11 protein-coding genes and 2 pseudogenes are annotated in these 13,836 nt (G+C 43.9%); all 13 read right to left on the bottom strand.

Features of this window, described 5'->3' with window-relative positions; all coding sequences use genetic code 11:
* Window positions 1-156: 156 nt before the first annotated feature.
* On the bottom strand, window positions 157-813 hold the full coding sequence (gene rpe / locus B9Z54_RS18405) for a ribulose-phosphate 3-epimerase (protein ID WP_113929853.1): 657 nt from the start codon (window positions 811-813) through the stop codon (window positions 157-159).
* A 1-nt stretch (window position 814) separates the two neighbouring features.
* The gene (gene rsgA / locus B9Z54_RS18400) at window positions 815-1,696 is read right to left on the bottom strand and encodes a ribosome small subunit-dependent GTPase A (protein WP_113929852.1); all 882 of its coding nucleotides are present in this window, start codon (window positions 1,694-1,696) and stop codon (window positions 815-817) included.
* 18 nt (window positions 1,697-1,714) lie between these two features.
* Window positions 1,715-3,706 (bottom strand): Stk1 family PASTA domain-containing Ser/Thr kinase, encoded by a 1,992-nt coding sequence (gene pknB, locus B9Z54_RS18395; RefSeq protein ID WP_113929851.1) that lies wholly within the window; start codon window positions 3,704-3,706, stop codon window positions 1,715-1,717.
* 5 nt (window positions 3,707-3,711) lie between these two features.
* A complete protein-coding gene (locus B9Z54_RS18390) occupies window positions 3,712-4,461 on the bottom strand; it encodes a Stp1/IreP family PP2C-type Ser/Thr phosphatase (protein ID WP_113929850.1) in 750 nt (249 codons plus the stop codon).
* A 174-nt stretch (window positions 4,462-4,635) separates the two neighbouring features.
* The gene (gene rsmB, locus B9Z54_RS18380) at window positions 4,636-5,973 is read right to left on the bottom strand and encodes a 16S rRNA (cytosine(967)-C(5))-methyltransferase RsmB (RefSeq protein ID WP_113929848.1); all 1,338 of its coding nucleotides are present in this window, start codon (window positions 5,971-5,973) and stop codon (window positions 4,636-4,638) included.
* The gene (fmt, locus tag B9Z54_RS18375) at window positions 5,966-6,916 is read right to left on the bottom strand and encodes a methionyl-tRNA formyltransferase (RefSeq protein ID WP_113929847.1); all 951 of its coding nucleotides are present in this window, start codon (window positions 6,914-6,916) and stop codon (window positions 5,966-5,968) included. The genes rsmB and fmt overlap by 8 nt, the downstream gene beginning before the upstream one ends.
* Entirely contained in the window at window positions 6,913-7,398 is a 486-nt protein-coding gene (gene def, locus B9Z54_RS18370) for a peptide deformylase (RefSeq protein ID WP_113929846.1), read from the bottom strand. Before def ends, fmt begins: the two co-directional genes overlap by 4 nt.
* Before the next feature lie 17 nt (window positions 7,399-7,415).
* Window positions 7,416-9,832, bottom strand: a pseudogene (priA, locus tag B9Z54_RS18365) (primosomal protein N').
* Between the two features lie 5 nt (window positions 9,833-9,837).
* Window positions 9,838-11,038 (bottom strand): annotated as a pseudogene (coaBC, locus tag B9Z54_RS18360) (bifunctional phosphopantothenoylcysteine decarboxylase/phosphopantothenate--cysteine ligase CoaBC).
* Window positions 11,039-11,736: 698 nt separating this feature from the next.
* Complete coding sequence (rpoZ, locus tag B9Z54_RS18355) at window positions 11,737-11,958, bottom strand: DNA-directed RNA polymerase subunit omega (protein ID WP_113929845.1); 222 nt, start codon at window positions 11,956-11,958, stop codon at window positions 11,737-11,739.
* Window positions 11,959-12,573 (bottom strand): guanylate kinase, encoded by a 615-nt coding sequence (gmk, locus tag B9Z54_RS18350; RefSeq protein ID WP_113929844.1) that lies wholly within the window; start codon window positions 12,571-12,573, stop codon window positions 11,959-11,961.
* Window positions 12,573-12,845: an extracellular matrix/biofilm regulator RemA gene (remA, locus tag B9Z54_RS18345; RefSeq protein WP_113929843.1), complete on the bottom strand. Its 273-nt coding sequence runs from the start codon at window positions 12,843-12,845 to the stop codon at window positions 12,573-12,575. The genes gmk and remA overlap by 1 nt, the downstream gene beginning before the upstream one ends.
* A 55-nt stretch (window positions 12,846-12,900) precedes the next feature.
* Entirely contained in the window at window positions 12,901-13,776 is an 876-nt protein-coding gene (locus tag B9Z54_RS18340; protein WP_113929842.1) for a YicC/YloC family endoribonuclease, read from the bottom strand.
* Window positions 13,777-13,836: the final 60 nt, after the last annotated feature.

Below are 13,836 nucleotides of genomic sequence, written 5' to 3'. Positions count from 1 at the left end.
AATAAACCTCAAATCAGCCACTGACCATTTTCATGCATGTTAAGATTATTTTATGCTGTGAATTTCTCAACTACTTTTGTTATTAATAAGAAGTTTGTGTTTCAAAGCAGAACCCGTTAATAAAAAAGACGAATCTCTTTTACCGGTCTGACTACATTATTCTTCAGCAGCTTTCCTGATCGCCATAATCGCGCTCTTCCGGTCCTGCTGCTTATAAATCGAAGATCCTGCTACAAAGACATCTGCCCCCGCATCGGCACATAGCTTCGCCGTCTCCGTATTGATTCCGCCATCCACTTCAATCTCCAAGGAAGGGTTGTATTGCTCAGCGAGTTCCCGTACCTCACGGATTTTGGGAACAACCGACTGAATGAAGCTCTGGCCGCCAAATCCGGGATTAACTGTCATTAACAGAACCATATCAAGATCAGCAATAACATGCTTGATCATCTCTACTGATGTACCAGGATTCAATACAGCCCCGGCCTTTACGCCTTTAGACTTGATCAATTGAATCGTCCTATGAAGATGCGGGGTTGCTTCCGCATGGACCGTGATGTAATCCGAACCTGCATCCGCAAAAGCTTCGATATATTGATCAGGATTGGCAATCATTAAGTGCACATCCAATGGAAGTGTGGTAACCGGTCTGATTGCATCGACAATCATGGGTCCCAAAGTGATATTCGGAACGAAATGTCCATCCATTACATCGACATGGATGTAGTCCGCTCCGCCTGCTTCTACATCTTTTATTTCATTGGCAAGGTTTGCAAAATCTGCTGATAGAATCGATGGTGCGATTTTAACCATTTCAATACCTCGGCTTTCTTTCTTTTATTTCATTATAGAATTGTTCATAGTGTTCATAACGGAAGTTCGGGATAATTCCTTCCTCCACCGCCTTCTTTACGGCACACTTTGGTTCATTCATATGAAAACAGCCGCGGAACTTACAGTTATCCGCTATTTCGGCCATTTCAGGAAAACAGACAGGAAGCTCTTCCAGCTCCATTTCACTGAATTCCAATGAACTGAAGCCGGGGGTGTCTGCTACAAGGCCATTCTCGACCTCTATAAGTTCCACATGTCTGGTCGTATGCTTGCCTCGTCCCAAATGGGATGAGATGTCATCTGTCTTCAGCTCCAGCTCAGGTCTTATGGCATTCAGAAGCGAAGACTTTCCGACACCGGACTGGCCTGCGAAAACAGAAATTTTATCAGCCAGGTAAGGCTTCAACAGAGAAAGGCCTTCCTCTGTTTTTGAAGAAGTAACGATAACCTCATACCCAAACGAGCGGTATTTCTCAACATATTCTTCGATTATGCCTCGCTCCTCGTCCTTAACCAAATCCATTTTCGTCACGCAGATCAAAGGTTCGATATCCTTGCTTTCAATCAGGACAAGGAACCTGTCCAGAAGTGCTGTACTGAAATCAGGCTCTACAGCGGAAAACACCAGGATAGCCTGATCCACATTGGCAATTGGCGGCCTCACTAATTCATTTTTCCTGGTAAAAACCTCAAGAATATAGCCTTCTAAATCATTATCAGACTGAAAACTGACATGATCACCGACAAGGGGGGTTACTTTATTTTTTCGAAAGATCCCTCTGCCGCGGCATTGGGTAACTTTATCATCGCTCATAACGTAATAAAAACCGCTGAGCGCTTTTATGATTTTGCCTTCTGGCATAACTTGCCTCCTTTAGTACTACTCTTCTTCATTTTCTGGATATGGGACTGTGGTTTCCTCAATAAAAACAGAACCATTCACGAGAACTTTATATTTCCCAGTTTTCCCGTCTTCGATCGTAAGTTCTATACTGTCTTTCCAGTCTTCATATATGCCGAAAGTATGAGCAGCTTCATCAATACTAAGCTCTTGATCCTCAATATAAATTTCCACAGCTATAGGTTCCCCTTCGTTTTCAGGCTCAGGCTCATATGGAATTGTGATCTCTCTGGTTACTGTTTTTGGAGGCTGTGTCTCTCTTCCCTTTGAAATGACGACAGAAACCTCATTCCCTTCTACAACCGGAGTACCTTCTTCTGGTACTTGTGATATGACTTCTCCCTTTGGTACGTCCTCAGAAAATTCTTCAGTTCTATTTATTTTCAAACCACTTATATCTTCATATAGATTCAAGCTTTGCTGATTCAACCCAGTCAAATCCTTCAGTTCAAAAGTTGCCGGACCTGTGCTTACTGTAAAAGTAACAGTAGTTTCATCAGGAATAACTTCTGAATCTGGAGAAGGATTCTGATCAATAATGGTGCCCGGCTCAGCATTATTAGACTCTTCTTCCTTTTGGACATCTGTAAATCCAAGTTCCTTTAACTCCTCTTCGGCGTCACTGTAGAACTGGTCTGTGTAATCCTCTATATTCACTTTCTTCTTGCCGGTGCTGACATAGAGATTGATTTCACTGCCTTCATTCACCATCCTGCCTGCACGAGGGTCTGTTTTAATTACATTATTAGCAGGCACCTCTTCATTGGCTTGTTCCAATGAGTCTCCGATAAGAAAGCCTTCCCTCACCAGGATCTCAACAGCTTCTTCCTGAGTCTTCCCTCCTACATCCGGAAGCTCAACTTCTTTCGGGCCGAGCATGTCAGGAAGAACAGTGACTGCCAGAATAGCCAGGAGTGCCAGCAAGAAGAAAACACCGATAATAATGGCCGGCCACTTTCGCTTTTTCTTTTTCGGCGGTTTACCATCGTTCTTCGCTGCACTGGAAGCTGCCCCCGTCGTTTCAGATTCATTTTTATCATGAACAATCGTATGTTCAATATTAGAGTAAGGACGCTCATCCGTTATAACTGGAATGGCTTTTGTCGCATCCATATCCTCTTCTATAGCAAACTTGGGTTCATCCAGCCTGTCCGGTTCAAGAGCTGTCCGTAATTCTTCTTCAATTTCTTCCACCGAATCGTAACGCTGAAACGGATCTTTCGCCGTTGACTTGAGAACGATATTCTCCACGCTTTGCGGTATATCCTGATTCCATCTTCTGAGAGAAGGTGTTTCAGATTGCAGGTGTTTCAGAGCAATCGATACAGCTGATTCTCCTGAAAATGGCAGTCTGCCTGAAAGCAGCTCAAACATCACTATCCCAAGCGAATAAATATCCGATTTTCTTGTTGCCATCCCCCCGCGTGCCTGCTCAGGTGACAGGTAATGGACAGAACCAAGAACGGAATTAGTCTGTGTGATAGATGTTGAACTAAGCGCCATCGCAATGCCGAAATCAGTGATTTTTACTGTACCATCATGATCGATTAAAATATTTTGCGGCTTAATGTCCCTATGCACAATATGATTCTGATGGGCATGGGCTATCGCCGAAGTTAACTGCCTCATAATATCAATGGCTTTTTCAATGGAAATAGGGGAATGCTTTTGTATGTATTGTTTTAAAGTCATCCCGCTTACATATTCCATTACAATGTAGTAAATATCATCCTCTTCTCCTACATCATATATGCTCACAATATTAGGATGGGCAAGGCTTGTGGCAGATTGCGCCTCACGCTGAAACCTTTTTATGAATTCTTCTTCATTGGCAAAATCAAGACGAAGCATTTTAATGGCTACTTCGCGGTCAAGGATCATGTCCTTCGCCAGGTATACATTGGCCATACCTCCGCCGCCAATCACCTCTAATATCTTGTATCTGCCGCTGATTCTTTTGCCGTTAAACATAAAACTCACCCGTTTCCGCTTTCAGGTGAATACTTTACGATTGCCAATGTAATATTATCTTCTCCGCCATTATCATTCGCCAGTGAAATGAACTGTTTTCCGATTTCATCAAGGTCGCCGCCGCCTGAAAGGATCCCTTTCATATCATCTTCTGAAACCTTATTGGATAAACCGTCGGAGCATAGCAGGAGAATATCCTCTTCTTCAAATATAATTGTTCTCGTATCCATTTCTACTTTTTCCTCTGTCCCCAGTGCCCTCAGCAAAACGTTCTTTCGAGGGTGATGTTCAGCATCCTCTTTTGAAATCTGTCCGCTTCTCACCAGCTCGTTGACCAAAGAGTGATCTTCTGTCAGCTGGCTAAAACCGCTTTCATTAAGGATGTAACCTCTGCTGTCACCAATGTTCACCACTGTGGCAAAATTTTCAGTGCAAATTGCTGCTACTACTGTTGTTCCCATTCCCTCGCACTCCATATTTGATTGAGAGTGCAGAAAAACTTCGCGGTTTATCTCACTGATTTTATCCTGCAGCCAGCTTTCAGCCTGGTCTGCAGTGGCGATTTTCCCTTGTGATTTCCATAACTCTTCAAATTTATTGATTGTCAATGAGCTGGCGACATCCCCAGCGCGATGACCGCCCATTCCGTCAGCAACCACCGCCAGGCAGTCACCATCTTTATTGCTGAAGACACCTACACTATCTTCATTATGCTGTCTGACTTTCCCTTTATCTGTATAGTGTACAGATTTCATTACGGCCACCTCTTTCCTTCATTGCCATCTTGCAGAAAGCGGGTGTTTCATGAGGAAATGACCCGCTTCGACTTTTTTCACCGGCATTATTTACATTTACGACTTTCATGCCTGTTTTTCCTGCTTGTATTTCCACCTTTTCCATCCTATTGGAAGGTGAACAATTTAAGGGAGTCAGGAATCCTTTTGAAAACAAGAGATAAAGAATCCATCTCCTCCAAAATCCTGAGGAAAAATTTGCAGCATATGACCATCGATAAACGGCATTACGGTTTCAGGCAGATGAGACAGCTGGAATGGCCGCAATTCCGGATTATGTTTTAAGAACCGCTCAACCGTTCCCTGGTTTTCAATCCGGTCAACTGTACAAGTACTGTATACAAGAAGGCCGCCTTTTTTCAACAGGGGAGAAACGGCTTTAAGAATTTCCAGCTGGATCTTTTGTAGGGACTCCAAGTCGCTTTCGTTCTTGCTATATTTAATATCAGGTTTTCTTCTTAACACTCCTAAGCCGGAACATGGGGCATCGACTAATATACGGTCAAAGCTTTCAGGCTCAAATATCTCGCCCGCTTTTCGGCTGTCATGAGCTTTTGTATCAATATTAGCCAGTCCGAGACGGGCTGCACTCTCATCAATCAATTTGATTTTATGTTTATGAAGGTCCAGCGAAAACACCTTGCCTTCTCCATTCATCAACTCAGCGATATGTGTTGATTTTCCGCCTGGGGCTGCACAGGCATCGAGAACCCGGAAGCCTTCCTTGACATCCAGACTGTGGCCCACAAGCATGGAGCTTTCATCCTGTATAGTCATCAACCCTTTTTTGAAAGCATCCGTTTTGGCAAGATTTCCTTTCAAGGAGACGATCGCATGAGGTACAATACTGCTTTTTTGGACAGACAGCCCTTCATCTGTAAGAACACTAACCAATTCATCCACTGTTGTCCTTAATGTATTGACTCTTGCTGTTTGCAGAGGGGCAGTGATATTCTTCTCACACATTTCTCTCGTTTTTTCGATTCCGAATTGGCCGGTCCATCTTTTTACAAGCCACTTGGGATGGCTGGTTTCAATGGAAATACGTTCGACAGGATCTTGAATCGTGTCAGTAGATGGCACCCCTTTTCTCTGAACAGATCTCAGTACGCCATTCACCATACTGGCAATCCCTTTATGGCCCCTTTTTTTGCCGATTTCAACTGCTTCAAATAAAATTGCCCTGTCTGGAATCTTATCGAGATAGATCATTTGGTAGAGTGAGAGCCTTAACAACTGCCTGACCCAGCTTTCTAATTTCTTGTTGATGAACGGAGCCAGATAGAAGTCCAGGGTCATCCTCCTCTGTATAGTTCCATATGTCAATTCAGTCAACAATCCAGTGTCAGGACCTTTAATCCCATGCTTCTTGATGGCATGATTTAATAAAAGGTTACTATACGATTGATTTTTTTCCACGGATTCAAGTACATCGAGAGCTGCTTCGCGGACCGACTTCTTGTCCTTACTCATGTCTTTCACCAAGCTTCATGCCTTTTTCAACGAATGAGCCGGCACCTCTGATATAATCTTTTGCACTCATCCGCTTCTTGCCTGAAGGCTGAAGTTCTGTGATTTTTATTGATACATCGCTGCCTGTGGACACGACTATACCATCTTCTTCAACAGAAACAATTTCCCCCGGGCTGCCTTTATGCCCCTGCACTTTCTCACTCCACCATACTTTAAGTACGGAGCCGTCAAGCTCTGTATACGCCACGGGCCAGGGGTGCATCCCGCGGACATGGTTGTATATTTCTTCTCCTGCTTTTGTCCAATCGATCTTCTCTTGCTCCCGTTTAATATTCCAGGCAAAAGTGGCCTTGCTTTCATCCTGCTTCTCGGGTGAGATTTCTCCGTTTAGGAGGGGAGGAATCGTCTCGATCAAGAGATTTGCACCGGCTTCGCTTAACTTATCATGCAATGTGCCAACGTGGTCCCTTTCATCGATTTCCACTTCAACCGAGCTTATCATGTCACCTGCATCAAGCTTTTCCACCATATACATAATGGTAACTCCGGTCGACTTTTTCCCTTGAATAATAGAGTAATGAATCGGGGCTCCTCCTCGAAGTTCTGGGAGCAGGGACGCATGGACGTTGATGCACCCGTATTGAGGAGCATCCAATAATTCCTTCGGAAGGATCTGGCCGAAAGCAGCCGTGACAATCAGATCAGGCTTTAGGGCCAGAATCTTTTCCAATTCTTCTTTCTGTCTGATTTTTTCAGGCTGATACACCGGAATTCCGTGTTTCTCAGCCTCAACCTTTACTGGAGGCGGTGTCATTACTCTTTTTCTTCCCACAGGTCGATCCGGCTGTGTAACCACAGCAATGACATCATAATCATTATTAATCAATTTCTGAAGTACTCCAACTGAAAATTGGGGTGTTCCCATAAAGACAATTTTGGTCATTCGTTTTCATACCTTTCAAGTTCATCTTCTTCTATATATCTGGTCACTTTCGAAGTGAATAATATTCCGTGTAAATGGTCAATTTCATGCAAAATTGCTCTAGCCAGAAACTCTTCTGCTTCTACTACGAGATTTCGGCCTTTTCGGTCTTGAAATGCCACCTTGACATAGTCAGGCCTTGACACTTCGCCATATAGACCTGGGAAGGAGAGACACCCTTCAAGATCATTTTGTTCTCCTTTAACCTCTAAAACTTCTGGATTGATTAATTCTATTGTTCCTGTTTCATCACCGATATCAACAATGGCAGCGGAAATATCTTTTCCTACCTGCGGCGCAGCTAGTCCCACACCATCAGCGGCAATCATTGTTTCATACATATCATCCAGAAACTTTCTAAATTTTTTATCAAAAACCGTCACTTTTCTGCACTCTATCTCCAATACCTCATTGGGATAGGTGACAATCGGTAGTATAGCCAAAGAATAATCCCTCTTTCTTACATCATCATATAAGGATTGACATCTATTGAAATTGTTAACCCTTCTGATGCCTTTTGTTGTTGTGAATGTTCGAGTATCGTCTTTAATATGGAAGGCAGTTCCGGCTCCCGCTTGTATTTTATCAAACATTGATATCTATATCTATTGTTGATCCTCGGTATCGGGGAAGCCGCAGGACCCAGTACGATTGACTGGGGAGACAATTTGGACTGCAGGAACTTCGTCACCTTTTCAGCAGCGGCTACCACCTTCAGCAGATCCTCGTGACTGATGGTGATCAAGGATAAATAATAAAAAGGAGGATAGCTTCCCATTTTCCTCATCATCATTTCCTTTTGATAAAATGAATCATAATCATGCGTGCCGGCCAGTTCGATGCTGTAATGCTCAGGAGTGTAGGTTTGGATCACCACTTCACCCGGAAGCTTATGCCTGCCTGCTCTTCCGCTTACCTGAGTCAGCAGCTGAAAGGTCTTTTCCGCAGAACGGAAATCTGGAAGGTGGAGCATCGTGTCGGCAGTCAAGACCCCGACAAGAGTAATATTCGGAAAATCCAGCCCCTTGGCAATCATCTGGGTGCCTAAGAGAATATCCGCATGTCCTTCACCGAAGCTTTCCAGAAGCCGTTCGTGGGATCCCTTTCTGCTCGTCGTATCCACGTCCATCCGGATGACCCGAGCTTCAGGAAGAAGCTTGGCCAACTCCTCTTCAACCTTCTGGGTTCCCGTTCCAAAGTAGCGTATATGTTCACTTTCACACTCCGGGCATGTTTGCGGTACTCCTGTTTCGTAACCGCAGTAGTGGCATTTCATACTGTCTGAGAACCTATGGTATGTCAAAGAGATATCACACTGGGGACACTGGGTAACATATCCGCAATCCCTGCACATGATAAAGGACGAATGGCCGCGCTTATTAAGGAAAAGCACCGTCTGCTCGCCTTTTTGCAGCCTGTCCTGAAGCTTCTCAAAGAGCTCCTCTGAAAACATCGAACGGTTTCCTCCCCTTAATTCTTCCCTCATGTCAACGATTGACACGGAAGGGAGTTCACCGGCATTCATCCGCTTGGAGAGAGTCAGCAGCTTGTAAACCCCTTTTTGGGCACGAGCAAATGTCTCCAAGGCAGGGGTCGCACTGCCAAGGATGACAGGACAGCTGTACTGCCCGGCTCTGTAGATGGCTACATCACGGGCATGGTACCTGGGATTTTCCTCCTGCTTGTAGCTGGTTTCATGCTCTTCATCAATAATGATGATGCCAAGGTTTTCAAATGGTGCGAAAACAGCTGATCGTGCCCCTACGACCACCTTCACTTCTTTCCTCTGGATCTTTCTCCATTCGTCATACTTCTCGCCAATGGATAATCCGCTGTGCAAAACTGCGACATCATTGCCGAACCTTCCTTTAAAACGATCCACCATTTGCGGTGTCAGAGAAATTTCAGGGACGAGTACGATTGCTTCTTTTCCTTTTTCATAAACTTCCTGGATCGACTGGAGATAGACTTCCGTTTTCCCGCTTCCTGTCACACCGTATAATAGAAAGGTTTCATGCTGGTCATGTTCTACCGCATGGAGAATGGGGGTTATCGCCTTTTCCTGCTGCTCGGTAAGGGGCAGAGGGCTGGTTTTTTTGAAAATCTTGTGGGCGAAAGGATTACGGTACACTTCCCGATGCTTCTTGATCAACAGTCCTTTATCCACAAGAGCTTTTACAGTTGCGGAGGAAGCTCCTGCAGCATCTGCAGCCTCTTTTGCCGGTACTCCTTCATTGCTTTCGGCTGAGAGAACGTGTTTCAGTACAGCTTTTTGTTTTTCAGCATTGGAGGGAAGCGCTTCGATTTCATCCATCATTTTTCTTTTGGCAATGCTGGGGAAACCATCTGGACCGTTTTCTTCTTGCCTTTTGATTTCACACTGTAAAACACATCAAGACTTCCAGTTTTGATTTCTTTTTGCAGCAAGGGAAGGATCCCTGCCTCTTCTGCGTATTTCCATGGTACTTCATCGTTATTGTAGAAAAGCTCAGCGGCTTCTGGGGACAAAAGGTCTCTTTTATCCGGATTCACCAGAATCTTCTTCTCATATTTTGCTTTCATGGCAGCTGGCAGCATAACTTGAAGGGCTGATATTTTAAAGCAAAGCGTCTGCCTTGTCAGCCAGTCGGCCACATTCAGCAGATCTTCATTCAGGACAGGAGTAAGATCCATTGGCTGAACGAGATCCTTGAGCTTGGCAGCACTTGATTTATCTTTAAGACCAGTCACAAAACCTTGAATTTTTCGTGGACCGAATGGAACAATGACCCTCATTCCAGGAAAGATCTTCCCCTGCCAAATTGCAGGGATTGAATAGTCAAACACCCTGTCCGTCTGCATAGTGGGAACATCGACAATTACACTTGCAATCTTCATTCTTATCAACCTTTATCCATCAAGTTCTTGATTTCATAAAGTATCTCTTTAGCGGTATCCGCTTTCGATAATAACGGAAGTTCCCTCTGAGTGCCGTCTTTCCTGAACACAGTGACTATATTGGTATCCCCGGCGAAACCGGCACCTTCCACCGTGATATTGTTTGCAACAATCATATCAGCATTTTTCTTCCTCAGCTTCTCTGCAGCATACTGCTCTACGTTATTTGTTTCTGCCGCAAATCCGATAAGCAGCTGGCCGTCTTTTTTTCTCCCAGGGTTTTCAGGATATCTTTTGTCCTTTCGAATTCAATCGCCAGGTCTCCGTCCTTTTTTTCATTTTCATATCAGAAGTCACTTTGGGCCTGTAGTCCGCCACCGCTGCGCTTTTGATCACAATATCAGCAGAATCAAAGACATTTAACACTTCATTGTACATGTCCTCGGCACTCTCTATTGTGATGAGCTTCACTCCATGAGGAGCCTCAAGCGAAACAGGACCTGAAACCAAGGTCACTTCAGCCCCAAGCTTTGCGGCTTCCTCCGCAAGGGCAAACCCCATCTTACCCGAAGACCGGTTACTGAAAAAACGGACTGGATCGATTTTTTCCCGGGTTGGACCTGCCGTAATGATCAGCTTTTTCCCTTTGAAGACAGGTGTCTGGTTGTGAAAGAAATCCTCTATGTGCCCGACGATCTTTTCCGGTTCTTCAAGTCTCCCCTTCCCTACATATCCGCAAGCAAGGTACCCTTCACTTGGTTCGATAAAACGATACCCAAATGAATAAAGCTCCTTGATATTTTTTTGGACAGCAGGGTGGCCATACATATGTACATTCATGGCAGGGGCTATCCAGACTGGTGCAGTCACAGCCAGAAGGGTGGTTGTCACCATGTCATCGCCTATTCCATGTGCCAGCTTTCCAATCACATTCGCAGTAGCTGGTGCTACAAGCACAAGATCTGCCCAGTCAGCCAGATCTATATGTGCAATCACTTCAGGGTTCTTTTCATCGAATGTATCTGTAAACACATCGTTTCGGGACAATGCTTGAAATGTTAATGGTGTGACGAACTGTCTCGCTGATGAACTCATGATCACTTTAACATTGGCTCCAGCCTGTACCAGCTTACTCGTAAGTGCTGCCGCTTTATAGACAGCTATTCCTCCTGTTACACATAGCAGGATTTTCTTGCCCTTCACCATACAATCCCCTCATTTCGTTCAGTTCGTTTTAATGGTTTTTTAAAAGGCTCTTTTATAATGCTGTTTTCGCATTTATTGTTGCTTTCGGAAAAATCTCAAGAGCCGCCGGACTTTCCCCTGAATACTAAGGTTTTTCTCTCTTAACGGGGTGAGAAGCTCTTTTCTTTATTGCTTACCAGGATAATTACGGTGATTTTTAGCATTAGCTTACGAAAATCATATTAAATAGCAACAAAGTTTACGAAAAGAGCCTTTTATAATGCTCTCTTCGCAAAGATTGTGCCTCCTGAGAAGTAATGGAGTTCAGCTGCAATCCTCCTGAGTAAAAGGAGGATGAAGGTAAAATAGCAAAAGCAACAATCTATAATAAAAGAGCTTTTTGTAAACTTTAGCACTTTTTAATATAAAGCCTCCGCTGGAAATAATTGCTTTCCGCAGCAGGTACTCGACTCCTCTTCACTAAAGACCGCACCACAAATAAACAGTGCGGGTGATAAATGGTTAGCCTTCAGCATTTAATATGGCGCTCTTATAAATTTTAGCAAGAGACAGCTCTTCAAGCCCTGGCATTGAATTATCTCTATTATATTATGAAGGATTACTTTATAAAAAGAAAATAAGGGGCTGACCCACAAGGTTTAAATTGAACCCCAGGTGTCAGTCCCTCATTAATATGCTCCGCTTGCACTTGTTTTTGTTTACTCGTCTGAATAAACGGCTCCAGCTTCTCTTTCCTTCATTGACAATTTGCCCGCTTCAATCTCTTCTAATGCTTTTCCCACATATTTTTCAGAGACATACTTATCAAGCATAAAATCCTCCACTTCCTGAAGCGATCTTGCACGCTTTGCAGCAATGCTTACAAGAGAGTACTTGGAATCAATCTTTTTCATTAAGGAATCAATGGATGGGTTTAACATTCAATCTACCTCCAACATTTTTTGGTAACGCTGCTTCACACGCTCTATCCGGCAATGTTCCGCCTGCACAATGGATTTGATTTTTTCTGTAGCATTTTCTACCTTATCATTTTCCACTACATAATCGTATAAGTCCATCATTTCTATTTCTTTTCTTGCGGTGGTCATCCGATTAAGGATCAAATCCTCAGTCTCTGTTCCCCTTGTCGTAATTCTGTTTTGAAGCTCAGACAGACTCGGAGGAGCAAGGAAAATAAAAAGTCCCTCAGGGAACTTCTCCCTGATCTGCTTAGCTCCCTGAACCTCGATTTCCAGAAAGACATCTTTTCCGTTATTAATAGTCTCGCGGACATAGTCTTCAGGAGTTCCATAATAATTGCCGACAAACTCAGCATATTCCAACAGCTTCCCTTTTTCGATGAGGTTTTCAAATTCTTCGCGTGATTTGAAGAAATAATCAACACCATCTACTTCTCCTTCTCTCGGAAGCCGGGTCGTCATGGAAATGGAATACTCAAAACGAGTATCCTCTTGGGAAAATATTTCTTTACGTACTGTACCTTTCCCTACACCCGAAGGACCGGAAAGCACAATAAGCAGCCCTTTTTCTTTCATTATTTACCCTGCCCTTCTTCAGAAATATCATCTTTATCCGTTAAACGAGCCGCAACCGTCTCCGGCTGGACCGCCGATAAAATCACATGATCGCTGTCAGTGATGATTACTGCCCTGGTCCGTCTTCCATAAGTGGCGTCAACCAGTGTTCCCCGATCCCTGGCATCCTGAATGAGCCTTTTGATCGGTGCTGATTCAGGACTGACGATAGAGATGATCCGGTTCGCCGATACTATATTGCCAAACCCTATATTAATGAGCTTTATAGACATAATGCTCCTCCATTCAATAGTCTATTTTGACCTTATCCAACAAAAAATAATCAATTCATTCCACATTCTGCACTTGTTCCCTCAATTTCTCAAGGCAGGTTTTCATTTCCACTACAAAGGCAGCTAATTTCGCATCGTTTGCTTTGGAACCAATCGTATTCACTTCCCTGTTCATTTCCTGGATAATGAAATCAAGTTTGCGCCCGATCGGAACATCCTGGCTGACGGAAGCCGTAAATTGAGTCAAATGGCTTTCCAGCCTGGTTATCTCTTCAGAAATATCGCTTTTATCTGCAAAGATGGCAATTTCCGTCAGGATTCTTGACTCATCTGCTTGATTTTCAGTGAGTTCCTTGATTTTCCGTTCCAGCCTGGCTCTATATTGGTTCATAACTTTGGGGACATGTTCATTTATTGAATGCAGGGTTTCACTGAATAAGCGGATATGGGACAGGAGATCTTCATGCAGCTTTTCCCCCTCTGCCCTCCGCATTGCTGTCAGATCTTCAAGCGATTGCAGAAGTGCTTGTTCGACGAGGTTTTCAAGTTCATCGTTCTCTTCTTCTGTTTCTTCAATAGATATAAGTTCATCCCTCTGTAAGATATCCTGCAGCCGGACTTCATCCTTAAGGGAGAATTTTTCTTTCAAAGTATGTATGCTTTGTATATAATCATCGGCCAGCTGCCAATCGACCTTAAGTTTCCGGTGGACAAGCCCTTCCCCTGTAATTGTGATGAAGGCGTCTGCTTTCCCCCGCTTTATGTATTCGGTCATTCGTTTCTTTAACTTTTCCTCTATTTTAACCAGTTGTTTAGGCGTGCGGATATTTAACTCGCAAAAGCGGTGATTCACCGATTTCATCTCGACCGTAACCACATGTTGTCCCGACTCCACTCTAGCCCTGCCAAAGCCGGTCATGCTCACAACCATTAACAGTCACATCCAATCTTTCAGTCGTTTTATCACTTAGTTACGCTGTTTTGCATACAC

Origin of the sequence: Bacillus sp. P14.5 (genome assembly GCF_003316765.1) — a bacterium.
In the GTDB taxonomy this organism is placed as follows: domain Bacteria; phylum Bacillota; class Bacilli; order Bacillales; family Bacillaceae_B; genus Rossellomorea.
This window is presented reverse-complemented; position numbering and strand designations above follow the sequence as displayed.

Coding starts and splice junctions, on each gene's coding strand:
- fmt (WP_113929847.1), bottom strand. CDS start 6,916: ATGACCAAAATTGTCTTTATGGGAACACCCCAATTTTCAGTTGGAGTA.
- rpe (WP_113929853.1), bottom strand. CDS start 813: ATGGTTAAAATCGCACCATCGATTCTATCAGCAGATTTTGCAAACCTT.
- remA (WP_113929843.1), bottom strand. CDS start 12,845: ATGTCTATAAAGCTCATTAATATAGGGTTTGGCAATATAGTATCGGCG.
- pknB (WP_113929851.1), bottom strand. CDS start 3,706: ATGTTTAACGGCAAAAGAATCAGCGGCAGATACAAGATATTAGAGGTG.
- B9Z54_RS18340 (WP_113929842.1), bottom strand. CDS start 13,776: ATGGTTGTGAGCATGACCGGCTTTGGCAGGGCTAGAGTGGAGTCGGGA.
- rsmB (WP_113929848.1), bottom strand. CDS start 5,973: ATGAGTAAGGACAAGAAGTCGGTCCGCGAAGCAGCTCTCGATGTACTT.
- rpoZ (WP_113929845.1), bottom strand. CDS start 11,958: ATGTTAAACCCATCCATTGATTCCTTAATGAAAAAGATTGATTCCAAG.
- gmk (WP_113929844.1), bottom strand. CDS start 12,573: ATGAAAGAAAAAGGGCTGCTTATTGTGCTTTCCGGTCCTTCGGGTGTA.
- B9Z54_RS18390 (WP_113929850.1), bottom strand. CDS start 4,461: ATGAAATCTGTACACTATACAGATAAAGGGAAAGTCAGACAGCATAAT.
- rsgA (WP_113929852.1), bottom strand. CDS start 1,696: ATGCCAGAAGGCAAAATCATAAAAGCGCTCAGCGGTTTTTATTACGTT.